This is a genomic window from Pseudidiomarina sp. (assembly GCF_048267825.1).
In the GTDB taxonomy this organism is placed as follows: domain Bacteria; phylum Pseudomonadota; class Gammaproteobacteria; order Enterobacterales; family Alteromonadaceae; genus Pseudidiomarina.
This window is the reverse complement of sequence record NZ_JBLWWR010000001.1, coordinates 191,421-206,418: the sequence shown is the minus strand read 5'-3', so window position 1 is coordinate 206,418 and position 14,998 is coordinate 191,421. Positions and strand designations below refer to the sequence as shown.

Below are 14,998 nucleotides of genomic sequence, written 5' to 3'. Positions count from 1 at the left end.
ATCAGCGGAATAAACCGCCTCCTCGCGCTTCCATGGCATCTCGCCAACCGCCTAACCACTGTGATCGTACTTCTTGGTTCTGATAAGGACATAGTTCCTTTGAACGACCAGATACTCCGGCTTTAAAACCCTGTGCGTGCGCACGTTCTAGGCGATCGCGTTTTTGTCGTTTCATAATTCACTTCCTCGTCCGATTTTACGAAATTTTAATTGTTCTCAGAGCATCGTGGCTGCCAATTTATTGCATTGGCTGACGCTCTTAATTAATAGATAGCAATTTTGGGAGGGAGTTCAAATCAAAAAAACGGCGTATTTCCGAATGACTTTTTAAGTCAATGAAAACACGCCGTTTATTAAAACAAGTTTGCTTAGATTAACTTGTTTGATTAACGCATTAATTTACGACGAACTGTAATAAGGCCACCAATCAGCAACATAGCAAACAGGCCGAACGGAGACATAGCCCCACCTTGGCGTTGAATTTGGCTGCCCTCATCTGTGCAGTTGGTGATTTCACCAGATTCAGGGTTCAGAACTAAGCTTACTGACACCTGTTCAGACTGAGTTTCACCGTCGGAATCGGTGTAATCTTTGTCCGTAGTGGCCGTCACAATAATTTGGTTTTGTTCGTTGATACCGTCCGCTGACACGATAAAATAATCGGCACTGCAGCCAACGGCGTCATTTAAGTCGATCAAACCTTGCTCAGGATTGTTCATATCATAAGCGAAACCAACGCGACGACGGGTAGTGTTTGCAGTGGAATCTATTTCTGCGCTTCCCACCACGATACCTTGGTTATTGATTGCGTTTGGATACGTTGATGAACCATTAAAGAAAGTTGGCAACACTTCAAACGTATCGCTGTTTACGTCAAACTTAAACGGGTACGCACGGCGTGTTCCTTCAAAATTACTCAACACAAAGCCCACTGCAATATCGTCATCATTAATGTCTGTGGCCGTACCCCAAACATAGGTTTCATCCGTTGTTACCGGGCGTGTCTCACCATTGATAAATATGGCTGGCATTTTAATACGCGCCGCCACCTGTGGTTCTTCGCCAAAATAGGTCCAGCTTTGGCCTACAGCAACGTCATTGTTATTCACTGCGTAGGCATACGTTGACCATTCATTTTCGTCGTCAGCCAGTTGTTCGACCAGCGGTGCATATTCGGTTTGACTGATAACTTCGCCCTGGGCATCAAGTTGCCAAAGCGTTGCATGCATATTGTAGATGGAACCATTGGTGCGAAGCTCCGTACCACGGAATGAACTTAAGTTCGTTGCGGTGCCACGTTGAAACGCATGCCAGGCACTCCAAACACACGTATAGCTGGGTATCGAAGAGCTTGGATCGGAGTCAAGTTCAAGGCACGTATCAATACGGGTCTGCGCTCGTGGTGTTATTGAAACACTACTAAAACCAACCGCAACATTGTTTTCATTAATATCAAATAAGCCCGACTCGCCGCCAAGAATAGTTTGTTCGGAAGGCGCCAATAATTTGTAGGTTGTTCCGTCATACCACATGGCACGACTGGTAAAATCGCGCTTCACATAGCTTGTAGTGACTGGATCAGGCGTGTCTTGCCCTTCGGCCGGTTCGGGTTGATACGTGTACTCAAAACGCTCATAAGGCGCTGTAGCAATACCCACGCGAATATTATTCTGATTCAAGCCTAAAAACTGATGGTCGGCTGAATTTAACTGGCTTGACGCCCCATTACCTTCGCTATTTAGAAATGCAGGTAACGACACGGTTTGGCCGTCGTAATCGGCGGCGAAATTTACAGCGATGCGCAGCGAAGAAGGCGACTCATTATATTGATCTTCAAGGCGTTGCACCAACGCAACGTATTGCGCGTAACTTAGCGTATCGGTTTCCGGGTCGAAGTCAGCTGGAATACCAAGCTCTTGCAGTAAAGCCAAGCTAATGAATTCAAAATCCAATTCAGCGTTGCGGGGAATTCGAGCTTGCAGTGCCGCTATACCTTGGTCATTCAAGGCCACACCATAAACGTTTCGAACAGATTCCGGCGATTCGATAACTTGTAGCGAGTAACTTTGTGCAGCGGCACCTGTGCTAACGAGCGCGGCAACTGAGGCCGCAAGCAAACGGGTCTTAAATTGTTTCATATATGACTTAACTACTCTCTTGTTGTAGATTTTCTAACTCATCCCAGCGTTCAAGGGCTGCCATAAGTTCATTTTCTAGTTCACCCAAGCGTTCAAGTACCGGTGCCGTCACTGTGTGTGGCTGGTTGTAAAAATCCGGTGCGCTTGATTGCCGCTCTAATTGTTGTTGTTCTTGTTCTAGCGCCGCAACTTGCTCAGGCAGCATATCTAATTCACGTTGTAATTTGTAGGATAACTTTTTCCGCGGCTCAGCAGAACCCCGTTCTTTCTGAACTGGCTTGTCTGACTGACCTGAACTTGGTTTAGTTCCCTGTTTTTCGCTCAAATAATGGTTTATCTCCGTGAAGCCACCAACAATTTCGGTTACTACACCCTGCCCCTCAAATAACAATACGCTGGTGGCTGTATTATCAACAAATTCACGATCGTGACTGACTAAAATCACCGTGCCTTGATAATCAGCAATAATCTGCTCAAGTAACTCAAGTGTATCGATGTCGAGGTCGTTGGTTGGTTCATCAAGTATTAAAAAGTTACTTGGTTGTAGAAACAGTTTGGCCAGCAACGCCCTATTGCGCTCACCACCCGATAAAGCTTTAACTGGTGTACGCGCTTGTTTTGGACTGAATAGAAAGTCTTGTAAATAGCTTAAAATATGCCGTGTCCGGCCATTATAGGTAACATCCTGCTTACCATCGCCAATATTTTCAGCGACCGACAGTTCAGGGTCTAGCTGAGCACGATGCTGATCAAAATAAGCAACTTCAAGGTTAGTGCCTACCTTAACCATGCCAGAATCAACGTTCTGCTGCCCAATTAATACGCGAATCAGTGTGCTTTTTCCGCAACCATTAGGGCCAACCAGTGCAATTTTGTCGCCACGCTGAAGCGTTAAACTCAAATCATTCAGTATTGGCTTATCCGCGAAGCGCAACTGTAAATGTTCGCCTTCAAATACAAGTTTGCCCGAGCGATTAGCTTCTTGCACCGCAAGCTTGGCTGAACCTTGTTGTTCGCGTCGGGCCTGACGTTCACGGCGTAATGCTTGCAATGCACGAACACGCCCTTCGTTACGTGTACGACGCGCTTTAACACCCTGACGAATCCACGCTTCTTCTTGAGCAAGTTTCTTATCAAACTCAGCGTTTTGCGAGGCTTCAATTTCAATTTGCTCTTGTTTAGCAGTTAAATATTTCTCGTAATCACCTGGGAAGCTCGTTAACTTGCCACGATCAAGGTCAATAATGCGGGTTGCCAAATTACGAATGAAAGCGCGATCATGGCTGATAAATAACACGGCGCCGCGAAACTCTTTAACCATGGTTTCAAGCCAAGTCACCATTTCTACATCAAGATGGTTCGTTGGCTCATCAAGCAGCAACAGATCAGGACTAACAACCAAGGCACGCGCCAACGCAACACGGCGTAGCCAACCACCGGACAATGAGTCCATTGTGGCGTCTTCAGGTAGCTCTAGTTGGGTTAATATACTTTCAATACGTGACTGCAACTGCCAACCATCAGCGGCCTCTATCGCAGTTTGCAGACGCGCTAAAGTCTGTAACGCTTTATCGTCATCGGGGTGATCATTTAACCGCGATACCGCGCTGTGGTATTGCTGCAATACATGACCAACATCAGCCAGCCCTTCAGCAACGTAGTCATATACCGACTGCGACGAGTTCGCGGGTGGATCTTGCGGTAAGCGAGCCACAACGGTATCCCCCACCACTTGCACCACACCATCATCAAGCAGCACATCGCCCGCAATAATTTTCAGTAGCGTTGATTTCCCTGCACCATTACGGCCCACGATACAAACGCGTTCGCCTGATTCGATGACCAGATCTGCATGATCCAAGATAGGATCGTTACCAAACGCGAGCTGAGCTTGGTTAAGTCGGACTAAATTCATGTATTTAAAAATTCCTCAATAGGTTGGCTAAAGGGCCAACGCAATTCTGCATCGTCACGGGCCCGAACTAACACCGGAACCAGCCATGCATATTCGTCTTGTAGTTCAAGTTGCTCTGTAATATCAACCACATGCAACCGTATTGGGTTCTCAGGCTTCGCCTGATGCAACAACTTAAGCGCTTCATCACAGAGCGGACACTTAGGCTTACTCAGCAAATAGAAATCAGTCACTGTGACGTACCTTAAACAAGTGATGAATGCCTTTATTACGGGCAAAATCGGGTGATATCGATCGCTGGGTTAGATCTTCAGCAACCAAGTACTCCCCGTTCAACCCTTCTTCATCTAATTTGAAACGGCGTTTGTTGTTGGAAAACAGAATGACGCCGTCATCGGTTAATAACCGTGCCGCCAATTTCAGCAACATCACGTGATCACGTTGAATATCCAGTACATCATCCATACGTTTTGAATTTGAAAACGTTGGTGGGTCTAGAAAAATAACATCAAAACGTTGCTGCGGACGCTGGTCACGAAGCCACTGCAGACAGTCGGCTTGCACAAATTCGAATTGGCGCCCGTGAAGCTTATTCAAGCTGAAGTTTCGTTGTCCCCAGGCAAGGTAGGTGTTTGAAAGGTCAACAGAAACGACTTCTTTCGCTCCACCTAGCGCCGCGTGGACAGATGCGGTACACGTGTATGCAAACAAATTGAGAACGCTTTTACCTGCACTTAATTTGCCAAGCTCACGACGCGTCCAACGGTGGTCAAGAAATAGGCCCGTGTCCAAATAATCACTTAAGTTCACTTCAAACTGCGCATCATATTCGTGCACGATACGAACTAACCCACGCGGCTCCTGCTTTTCATACTGTTGCTTGCCAGATTGACGTTGGCGAACTTTTAACGTCATATTTTCGGCGGCAAACGGCAGCTCTTGTGCGAGTGTGTCGATTAAAAACCACAACCTGTCTTTTGCAACTGCTTCAGGAATGTCTTTCGGGGCTGCATATTCCTGAATTACAAGGCAATCGTCATATACATCAACCGCTGCATTGTATTCCGGCAAGTCGGCGTCATACAGTCGCCACGCACTAACCCCTTCTTTTGCCGCCCATTTTTCAAATTTCTGATAGTTTTTCTTGAACCTGTTAGCCAAGTCGCTTGATTGCGTTTGAGTAAACTCTGGTTGCTCAACCGTTAAGTCATAGAGCGCTAAAGTAGTCTCTAACGCACCGTTAAATAGCTTATATTTGCGTTGGCTACGCAATTTCATACGCTTGAGTAAGGTGTCGTCACCCGCTAGAACCCCAACCTGCCAACCGGTGAAATGATTACGTAACTGCGCACCAAATCGACGGTACATCAGTAAGGTTTCAATCTCTTCGCCTAACCGCTCGCCGTAGGGCGGATTACAGATCAATAACGGCGCTGTAACGTTTTCGATATTCGGTGGTGTTACCTGCTCAGCATTGGCAACCTGCCATTCACAATGGCTATCTAGACCAAGCCGTATGGCATTTTGTTCAGCGATAGCAAGCATCTTAGGGTCATTATCGTAACCAATAAAGCGTGCTTCACGTTGTGCGCGTGCGGTTTCGTAGCGCTGTTGCGCTTCGCTAAGAACTTGTTGCCAAGCGGTCGCGTCATGCCCACGCCACTGCTCAAATCCCCAGTGGCTTCGAGTGAGTCCCGGCGCGCGGTCAAAGCGAATCATTGCAGCTTCAAGTAATAGTGTTCCTGACCCACAAAATGGGTCAAACACCACATTCGTTTCAGCTGTCATACCGCTACGAATGACAACGGCCGCCGCTAAGGTTTCACGCAGCGGAGCCGCGCCCTGCTGTTGCCTGTAGCCCCGCTTGTGCAGGCTTTCACCAGCTAAATCGAGATACCAAGTGAGTTTGTCTTTTTGAATGTGTGCATTAACACGTATATCAGGTTGTTCTTTTGATACATTTGGCCGTTCGAGGCCTTGCGCACGAAATCGGTCCACAATACCGTCTTTAATCAGCTGCGCGCCAAACTGGGTGTGACGAATCTCATGGTGACGTCCACTAAAGTCGATAAGAAAGGTCTGTTCAGAACTAAAAACCTCTTCCCATGGCGTTTCGGCAACGGCTGCGGGGATGTCCTGCGCGTTTTTAAAATAAGTATCACCCAGAGTCAGCAACACGCGGTTCGCTAAACGCGTCCACAGGCAGACACGATAAGCGTTCTCAAGATTACTTTGAAACCAGCAACCTCCGGCAGTTTGGCGAACATCGCTAACACCTAACTGATGTAGCTCGTCAAATAAGAGTGGCTCAAGGCCCTTTGCGCAGGTTGCAAATAAACGCATTGAAGAAGACGGTGTGGTCATTGAATTATCAAGGTTAGTTATCATGGCGGCTATTATAGCGAAATCGACACCGTCTGTATTGCGCGAATTGCTTGTTTATTGGGCGGTTGAACCGGAATCGCCTATTAAATAGGCGAACGGTGAATTTAGCTATTGCGTTTAGGTTTGGGTATCTATAACATGCGCAGCATCGGACGCGGGGTGGAGCAGTCTGGTAGCTCGTCGGGCTCATAACCCGAAGGTCGTAGGTTCAAATCCTGCCCCCGCAACCAATTTCCAATTTACTTCTAGTTCTGGGCTGTAGCCCTTCTCTCCTAAGCTTTTTAAATACTCAATCAAAATATGTTGCAGCTGATCTGGCGCACGGTAAATAATTTGCGAGCCATCAAGATTGGCAAAATTACCACCACCACTGGCGCGATAATTATTGGTAATCACCACGTAGTCTTGCTCGTCGTGAATCCCGTCAGTTGTTGAAACCCGTTGCCCAATCTTTTGAGTAGGATCAATGACATAACTTAATCCTTTAAAGGTATCAAACTGATAAGACGGCACTTCTTTATTTATCCAACTCCAGCGATTGTCGGGTTGCCCACGTTTTAATGCTTCAGCTGACTCTTCTAACCATTGTTTCAACGCCACACCCTTTATTTTAACTACTTCAAGGGTATTGGGGTAACGATAGAGATCGCCAATATCACCCAGTGTTACTGCGCCCTGTTCAATCAATGTGTAAGCATCATTGGCGTCCAAGGCTGCATGAAACGGAGCCGCTGCACTGAAGCGTGGTAAGTTATGCCAAGCTGGGTTCGCAGCATGAACATAGCGTTCGATGTACCACAGTTGTGCATCATGAATCAGTTGCATGGCTAATGTAGGTTGCAAACGGGCATATTGTTGACTCAAAGCCGCCTGCGTGGTGCCTACGGGTTGCTTCATAAAGGCTAAGGTTGCCGTGTGCGCCGATGCTAACATCTGATCGACTCGCACATCGCGCGTTACGCCAACTTGAAGTACCGATGATTGGTGCGACTCAACGTGCCATGTTTTGTGGCTTGCATCAAAGCTCAACGCAAGATCAATCACACCCAGATACTCGCCATGAACACCAGGTTGAACCGCTGGAATCCCAAAAATAGTGCCCTTTTCACTATCCACATGAGCGAGTTGATCATACACCGAGGTGCCGGGGAATAATTCGTGCTGGTGCCCAAAAATAATCGCGTCAACGCCCTCTATCTGAGCCAGTTTCCATACCGCTTGTTCGCTGTCGCTGGCTATCTCCGAATGTTTCGGCATCCCGGTATGGGCAACCAACACGATTAAATCGGCGCCGGCAGAGCGTGCTTGCTGGATTGCTCGTTCCGTAGCACCATGCATCGACTCAACCTGCACATGCTCAGCTAAATGATGGGTATCCCATTGCATGATTTGCGGCGGTAACACGCCGACCAAACCAATCTTAAGAGCAACCCTACCTTCGCCAACAGGCATATCCCTTTCAATGATTGTATAGGCGCGATGATTTAGTCGCTGTTTGGCGTAATCTGATTGTGCGATTAAGTTAGCACTGAGGATTGGCGCATCAACCCCATTATATGCTGCCGCTAAATAGTCGAGACCGTAATTAAATTCATGGTTACCCAAATTTGCGGCGTCATAGTCGAGGTAATTTAATAGCTCTGCGAGTGGAAGTTTGGCCTGCTGTTCACTTTGCGCAACCATCCAGTCAGTAAACGGCGAGCCTTGAATAAGATCGCCATTCTCAATTAAAACACTGGCATCAGCTTGTTGCCGGGCTGCGTTAATCAGCTCGGCTGTATAAGCCAGCCCTTTGTGCTCATAGCGGTCGGCAAAATAATTGAATCCAGTAAAGTGCCCATGCACGTCGCTGGTCGCAAGTATGCGCAATGTATTTGTGTGGGGGGGCGCAGCCGAGGTCATCGTTGTCATACAAAATAGACCGGTCAGAACAATGGATTTACGCCACATGAACTAAGCTTGACGCAGGTTATCTGGCTGTTGGTGCGTATCGGCAAAGGCGGATTGAAGCCGATTAGGCATCACCTTGATAACGTCATATTGATTTAAGGTTTTAATATCAGACAGCGGAAACTTATCAGCTAAAACCATGCACTCAACGAATTCACTGTCGGTCGTGCATATGGCACACAATACGTCGGCGAGTCCCGAGTTTAATCGCACCAATGTACCTACGGTTAACGCATAGTTTGGCGTTACGTCTGCAGTTTGGAAATACCAGCTTTGTGGCATCTGTGGCCGGCCAAACTTTTGGTAAATAGTGTGGTTTAACGCAGCTTCAAGTATTGTTTGCGGGCTAAGTCGATGGTGCTCATCAAGAGCGTCAAAAAAGCTCTGAAAGTTTGCTGCATCTTCTGTTGAAAACGCAGCATTTAACGCATGCAACGGCACCAATCGCGACGCCTTGTAGGGCGCTGTATGCACCAGCCCCTGATCCAGCTCAATTTGCAATTGTTGTTGGTCTGGATCATAAATCCAGCGCCATTGTTGTGTAGCGTGCACGTCATATCCTTTTCGACAGATTCTTACGATTAAAGTATCTAAATGCGTACCAATTTACAAGCTGTTGACAATATCTCTCACTAATCGCGGACCGTGATAAATAAATCCGGTATAGATTTGTACCAAACTTGCACCAGCCGCCAATTTATCTTTTGCTGCCTGCGCACTGTCAATACCGCCTACTGCAATAATCGGTAACTGCCCTTGGCTATGTTTCGCTATAACTTTCACAACGTGGGTACTGGCCTCAAACAAGACCTTACCACTTAAGCCCCCTGCTTCATCAGCGTGCGGTAAACCAGAAACAGCTTCTCGGCTAAGTGTGGTGTTGGTGGCAATTACAGCATCAATATGATGTTTCATAAGAGCATCAGTAATTGCGCAGATACCTTCATCGGTTAAGTCCGGCGCAATCTTTACTGCGATTGGAACGTAACGGCCATATTGACGATGCAGGTCAGCTTGCTCGTTCTTTAAAGCTGCTAACAGTGAGTCCAATGCACTACCATGCTGAAACTCACGCAGCCCCGGGGTGTTCGGCGATGAAATATTCACCGTTATATAAGCTGCAAACGCATACACCTTGCGCATACAGTGCAGATAATCTTGTACGGCCTCAGTTTCAGGTGTGTCTTTATTCTTGCCAATGTTAATACCTAACACACCACTGAATTTCGCCTTTCGCACCTGTTCAATAAGATGGTCAACACCTAAGTTGTTGAAGCCCATTCGATTAATGATGGCTTCTTTTTCCGTTATGCGAAACAGACGAGGCTTTGGATTTCCCGGTTGCGGGCGCGGTGTTACGGTACCCACTTCAATAAAACCAAATCCCATCTGGGCAAAAGCATCGATACACTCTGCGTTCTTATCGAGCCCAGCGGCTAAGCCTACCGGATTAGGGAACTCAATGCCCATAACGGTTACTGGATGGTGTGTCACGCGCTGTCGCCACGCCACTGAAAACGGTGTATGGGCAAACTTTTTAAGTAAATTTAAAGTCAGGTCATGTGACTGTTCAGCATCCTTACTGAACAGCCATTTACGCATGAGTGCATACATAATTATGAATTTACCGACGTGCAGTTATGATTCAGTAACATCAGTTCACGTAAAGCAACCGAGAATTTAGCAAACTCATGGGTTTTGGTGGTACGGAAATCAGACAACATGACCAACCACCGATCTACATACACTTTGTTGTCACTTATCCATGTATCGAGAACGGCCATGGCGTCTTGTTTGGTATCACCCGCCTTCAACATGCTCATGGTGAGTGAGCGCTGTTGCCAGTCAAGTTCTTCACGGAATGCAGCTCGAGCAAGCGCCTGCCAATGGTTATCAACCGGCTGGCTGTTAATTTGGTCAAGGAACCAATGCAACGAAACGCGTGAACCGAGGTTAAAGTATGCCTTCGCAACAGTACCAACTTTACGGCCCGTTTCATGTGAAATGTCGGCCAAGTCGAGTGCTGAGAACAAGGTGGTTAGAATCGCAATGTTATGGGCCAGTTTTGCTGGCACACCTTGCGCTTGTAATTTATCAATTTGCTTCTCGATTTGCACACGTTCGTCATCAACCAAGTAACTCAGTACGTTTTTGCGTAAGTCATCAAAGCTCGATTTATAGAAATCGATTTGTTCCTGAATAGTCGCCAGGCTTGGATTGCGATGGCGCAAGAACCAGCGTGTAGAACGGCGCACAACACGGCGGATTTGGAATAACATGCCATTTTGTACGTCAGCTGGAATTTTGTTGTTACACGCTTCAATTTGTTCCATTAATGCGCGTAAATCAAAGCATTCGCGAGCAACGACGTAGGCTGAAGCAACTTCAGCTTCAGTTGCGCCCGTGGCGTCTACCTTACGGTATACGAAGTTCGGGCCCATATCGTTGACAATGTTGTTCGCCAAACGGGTTGCAATGATTTGGCCGCGCAATGGATGGTTTTCCATGGCTTCAGCGTATTTTTCTTGCAGCGGTTTCGGGAACGCATTGATCAATGAGCGCGCATGGAACGGGTCTGACATGATTGCATCATCAAGCAACTGTTCTTTCAGAACCATTTTGCCATAGGCAGTTATTACCGCAAGTTCTGGGCGTGTTAGGCCTTTTCCTTGCGCCTGACGCTCAGCTAATTCATCGTCATCTGGTAAAAACTCCAGAGCACGGTTTAACTGCCCTTCGCGTTCTAAATGGTGAATAAAACGCTGTAATTCTTTGATTTGATCGGCACCACGAATTGCTGTTACTGAGATTGATTGTGACTGACGGAAACAATCTTTGATCACGATTTGTGATACTTCATCAGTCATGTCATATAACAGTTGATCGCGTTGTTTACGCGTTAAATCACCGTTTGCAACCAAGCCGTTTAACAGAATTTTGATATTAACTTCGTTATCCGAGCAGTCCACACCGCCAACGTTATCAATGGCGTCAGTGTTAATACGGCCACCTGTGCGGGCGTATTCAATACGGCCGAGTTGGGTAAAGCCTAAGTTACCGCCCTCACCCACAACTTTCGCACGTAATTCTTTACCATTGATGCGCAGTGCATCGTTGGCACGATCACCCACGTCGCTGTCGCTCTCTTTGGTGGATTTAACGTAAGTACCGATACCACCGTTCCAGAACAAATCAACGTTAAGCGTCAAAATGGCTTTGATCAATTCGTTCGGCGTGAACGTCTTCTTCTGCGTATTGAATAACTTCTTCATTTCAGGCGATAGCTCAATTGCTTTCGCGCTACGCGAGAAGATACCACCACCTTCGGAAATCAGTGATTTGTCAAAATCTTCCCAAGATGAACGTGGTAGCTTGAACAGACGTTCACGCTCAGGATAGGTTTTTTCAGCACTTGGATTCGGGTCCACAAAAATATGTAAATGGTTAAATGCACCAACTAAACGTGTGTGTTTAGATAGCAACATACCGTTACCGAATACGTCACCCGCCATGTCACCCACACCTACCGCGGTAAAGTCAGTGGTTTGACAATCAATGCCCATTTCACGGAAATGACGTTTAACCGATTCCCACGCGCCACGTGCGGTAATACCCATCTTCTTATGGTCGTAACCAACAGAACCGCCTGACGCGAATGCATCGCCCAACCAGAAGTTGTATTCTGCGGATATACCATTGGCGATGTCTGAGAAAGTTGCTGTACCTTTATCTGCTGCAACAACTAGGTAAGTGTCATCTTCATCGTGGCGTACAACGTCTTTCGGTGGCACCACTTCGCCACTCACAATGTTATCGGTAATATCTAACAGTGCACGAATAAAGGTGCGGTAGCAGTTTTTACCTTCTTCAAAAAATGCCTCGCGTTCCTCTGGTAAGTTTTTGCAGAAAAACCCGCCTTTTGCTCCAACGGGAACAATAACTGTGTTTTTAACCTGCTGCGCTTTAACCAAACCAAGCACTTCGGTGCGGAAATCTTCACGACGATCAGACCAACGCAAACCACCACGAGCAACCTTGCCGCCGCGCAGGTGAACACCTTCCACGCGTGGTGAGTAAACAAAAATCTCATACTTCGGCAATGGCAGTGGCATTTCCGGAATCATTTCCGGCATAAATTTCACCGAGATGTATGGTTTTTCATTGCCCTGCTCGTCACTTTGGAAGAAGTTGGTGCGCAAAGCAGCCAAAATGAGCTCAACATAGCGACGAATGATGCGATCATCATCCAAGTTCGCTACGTTTTCCAATTCTGAATTGATACGTGTTTCAAGCGCTTCAATTTTCTTGTCGCGGCTTTTCTCTTTCGGATCAAATTTAGAGTAGAACAGCTTCACAATAAGTTTAGCTATCAGCGGATATTTACTGAATGTGCTCTCGATATATGCCTGGCTAAACGTGGTACCAATTTGGCGCATGTATTTTGCGAACATGCGTAAAATGATTACCTGCCGGCCAGTTAACCCTGCACTTAAAACTAAACGGTTGAAGCCATCATCTTCATACAAACCATCCCAAACCTTTGCAAAGCCGTTCTGGAATAAATCGCGGCTCGCTTCAAGGTCGAGTTTGGCGTTGCTGTGCAGCATCTGGAAATCAAGTATCCAGAACAAGCTGCCATCGGTCGTTTTAATCTGGTACGGGCTTTCACCAATAATCCGCAGACCAAAGTTTTCCAGCATCGGCAATACGTCAGACAAATGAATTGGCTCGTCTTTGTGGAATAGTTTTAAACGAATTTTCTTACTGGTTTCATTTTCTTCACGCGAACGATAAAACAGCATGCCCAGTTTGTGATCGTCATCCAGCGCTTCAATTTGTGCGATATCTGCAATCGCAACCGACGGTAATACTTCTTCTTTATAAGCTCGCGGGAACGCATTGGAATAGCGCTTGTTTAAGGCGTTGGCTTTTGCTTCACCAAAGGTGCTGCTTAAAATGCGCTCAAAGTTATCTTCCCATGTGCGGGCTGCTTCAATAAGGTTTTGTTCAAGTTCTTTCACGTCAATGTCCTGTACGTGTTCGCCGAGGCGCACGGTGTAATGAGTTCGGGCTAGCGATGATTCCGAAAAGTATGTGGTGAAATCCACATCACTGGTGCCAGCTAGAGTGCGGGCGAGAATTTGCTGTGTTCTTTGTCGTAACAAGGTGTTGTAGCGCTCTTTAGGCACATACACCATGCATGATGCGAATCGACCAAAAATATCACGGCGCACAAAGACTCGGGTCATGTCGCGCTCTTGCATTTGCAGAACACCTAAACCCACTTCCAATAAGTCATCTTCCGGTGCTTGCACGATCTCATCACGTGGATAAGTTTCTAAAATGTTTAACAGTGCTTTTGCGGCGTGTGAGTTTGGAGCAAAACCAGACTCTTCCATGACCCGTCTAATTTTATCGCCAACCAGCGGCACATCGCGTGCGCTATTGTTGTAAAAGCTGCTTGAGTACAAACCAATGAAGCGGTCTTCGCCAATAACTTTACCGTTTTTATCGAACCGCTTGATACCAATGTAATCGCAGTAGGCAGGACGGTGAACGCGAGACTTGGTGTTGGTTTTTGTTAACAAGAGTAAACTGTTATCAAAGGTCAGATCGCGCGCAACTTCCGGCAACGACGACACCAAACGCTCTTTATTGTTTGCACTTTTTCGCATCAAACCAAGGCTTGAATCAGCCACTTGACGAATTACGTAGTCACCTTCTACCGGTGCTAAGTCGTAGCGGCGATAACCCATTAACGTGAAGTTATCCTTCGCCAACCAACCTAAGAAGCGCTGTGCTTCTTGCAATTGCTTCTTATCACCTGGGTAATTAATGTCACTCAGGCTTGCTGCTATTTCACTTAAACGGTCACGCATGGGTAACCAATCCGATACGGATAAGTTAATTTCATCCATGACTGAGGCAAGCTCTTTCTTCAAGGTAGCGATAGCTTCTTTGCTGGTTTGGCGATCCACTTCAATGAGGAAAACCGTATCCACTTCGTTATCTTCGTTGCGGGTACCTGCTTTAAGAAGCTCAGTAATTTGATTCTTTTCGTTTCGCTTATGGCTGATGGGTAGATGCAGAAGCAAGTGCGAAGTAATACCTAAGCGCGACAAGGCCATGCGAATTGAGTCCACCATAAACGGACTATCCGATTGAATGATCTCGATAATCGTATGGGCAGACTCCCAGCCGTGGCGAGGCACTTCTGGGTTGTAAATTTTGATGAGCGCTTTTTCGCCAGGATTGTAGTCGTTAAACGTATGCCACAAGCCCATTACCGCACCATACATGTCGCTGTCGTTTCGCAGCGAGAGATCATCCGGTGAGATATTGCGGAATAACCTCATCGCAAAATCTTTGATTAAATCGGCTCGGTCGGTAGCGCGTTGCTGAATCAGCTCAGCCACCTTCTGCAAAACAACGGGAATCTGGCCTTCGCCAAACGCATTCATGATGGTGTCCTTTTACGTGATAGGTATTACGAAGTTGTGATAGTTGCTATAGGCCGCTATCACCCAACGAAATAATTGCCATCATTGTCGGACATTTAGGTTGGTTATTCAATGCTTATTATCACGAAAAAACCAGTGTTCAGACCACG

General features: G+C 46.7%; 10 protein-coding genes, 1 tRNA gene and 1 pseudogene. 2 read left to right on the top strand and 10 right to left on the bottom strand.

Annotated elements, in window-relative coordinates; genetic code table 11:
* Window position 1: 1 nt before the first annotated feature.
* The 5 genes from rmf to rlmKL all read right to left on the bottom strand — a co-directional run bounded on the left by rmf (window position 2) and on the right by rlmKL (window position 6,441).
* Window positions 2-175 (bottom strand): ribosome modulation factor, encoded by a 174-nt coding sequence (rmf, locus tag ACN0UN_RS01030; protein WP_128351536.1) that lies wholly within the window; start codon window positions 173-175, stop codon window positions 2-4.
* A gap of 211 nt (window positions 176-386) precedes the next feature.
* Window positions 387-2,138 (bottom strand): DUF3466 family protein, encoded by a 1,752-nt coding sequence (locus ACN0UN_RS01025; protein ID WP_417658319.1) that lies wholly within the window; start codon window positions 2,136-2,138, stop codon window positions 387-389.
* Window positions 2,139-2,145: 7 nt separating this feature from the next.
* A complete protein-coding gene (locus tag ACN0UN_RS01020) occupies window positions 2,146-4,053 on the bottom strand; it encodes an ABC transporter ATP-binding protein (RefSeq protein ID WP_417658318.1) in 1,908 nt (635 codons plus the stop codon).
* Entirely contained in the window at window positions 4,050-4,286 is a 237-nt protein-coding gene (locus ACN0UN_RS01015) for a glutaredoxin family protein (protein ID WP_417658317.1), read from the bottom strand. Before ACN0UN_RS01015 ends, ACN0UN_RS01020 begins: the two co-directional genes overlap by 4 nt.
* Window positions 4,279-6,441, bottom strand: coding sequence for a bifunctional 23S rRNA (guanine(2069)-N(7))-methyltransferase RlmK/23S rRNA (guanine(2445)-N(2))-methyltransferase RlmL (gene rlmKL, locus ACN0UN_RS01010; protein WP_417658316.1), 2,163 nt, complete (start codon window positions 6,439-6,441; stop codon window positions 4,279-4,281). Before rlmKL ends, ACN0UN_RS01015 begins: the two co-directional genes overlap by 8 nt.
* 150 nt (window positions 6,442-6,591) lie before the next feature.
* On the opposite strand from rlmKL, the gene ACN0UN_RS01005 reads away from it, so the two are divergent.
* Window positions 6,592-6,668 (top strand) — tRNA-Met (locus ACN0UN_RS01005).
* Here ACN0UN_RS01005 and ACN0UN_RS01000 read toward each other — a convergent pair.
* Window positions 6,625-7,335, bottom strand: coding sequence for a 5'-nucleotidase C-terminal domain-containing protein (locus ACN0UN_RS01000; RefSeq protein ID WP_417658640.1), 711 nt, complete (start codon window positions 7,333-7,335; stop codon window positions 6,625-6,627). The genes ACN0UN_RS01005 and ACN0UN_RS01000 overlap by 44 nt on opposite strands.
* 26 nt (window positions 7,336-7,361) lie before the next feature.
* Here ACN0UN_RS01000 and ACN0UN_RS00995 point away from each other — a divergent pair, with 26 nt between their 5' ends.
* The gene (locus ACN0UN_RS00995) at window positions 7,362-7,535 is read left to right on the top strand and encodes a hypothetical protein (RefSeq protein ID WP_417658315.1); all 174 of its coding nucleotides are present in this window, start codon (window positions 7,362-7,364) and stop codon (window positions 7,533-7,535) included.
* Between the two features lie 70 nt (window positions 7,536-7,605).
* Here ACN0UN_RS00995 and ACN0UN_RS00990 read toward each other — a convergent pair.
* The 4 genes and pseudogenes from ACN0UN_RS00990 to ACN0UN_RS00975 form a co-directional block, all read right to left on the bottom strand.
* Window positions 7,606-8,340, bottom strand: a pseudogene (locus ACN0UN_RS00990) (metallophosphoesterase); the annotation flags it as partial.
* 51 nt (window positions 8,341-8,391) lie between these two features.
* Window positions 8,392-8,940, bottom strand: a complete 549-nt coding sequence (locus tag ACN0UN_RS00985; RefSeq protein WP_417658314.1) for a cell division protein ZapC domain-containing protein — start codon at window positions 8,938-8,940, stop codon at window positions 8,392-8,394.
* Window positions 8,941-8,994: 54 nt separating this feature from the next.
* Entirely contained in the window at window positions 8,995-10,005 is a 1,011-nt protein-coding gene (gene pyrD / locus ACN0UN_RS00980) for a quinone-dependent dihydroorotate dehydrogenase (protein ID WP_417658639.1), read from the bottom strand.
* Complete coding sequence (locus tag ACN0UN_RS00975; RefSeq protein WP_417658313.1) at window positions 10,005-14,849, bottom strand: NAD-glutamate dehydrogenase; 4,845 nt, start codon at window positions 14,847-14,849, stop codon at window positions 10,005-10,007. Before ACN0UN_RS00975 ends, pyrD begins: the two co-directional genes overlap by 1 nt.
* Window positions 14,850-14,998: the final 149 nt, after the last annotated feature.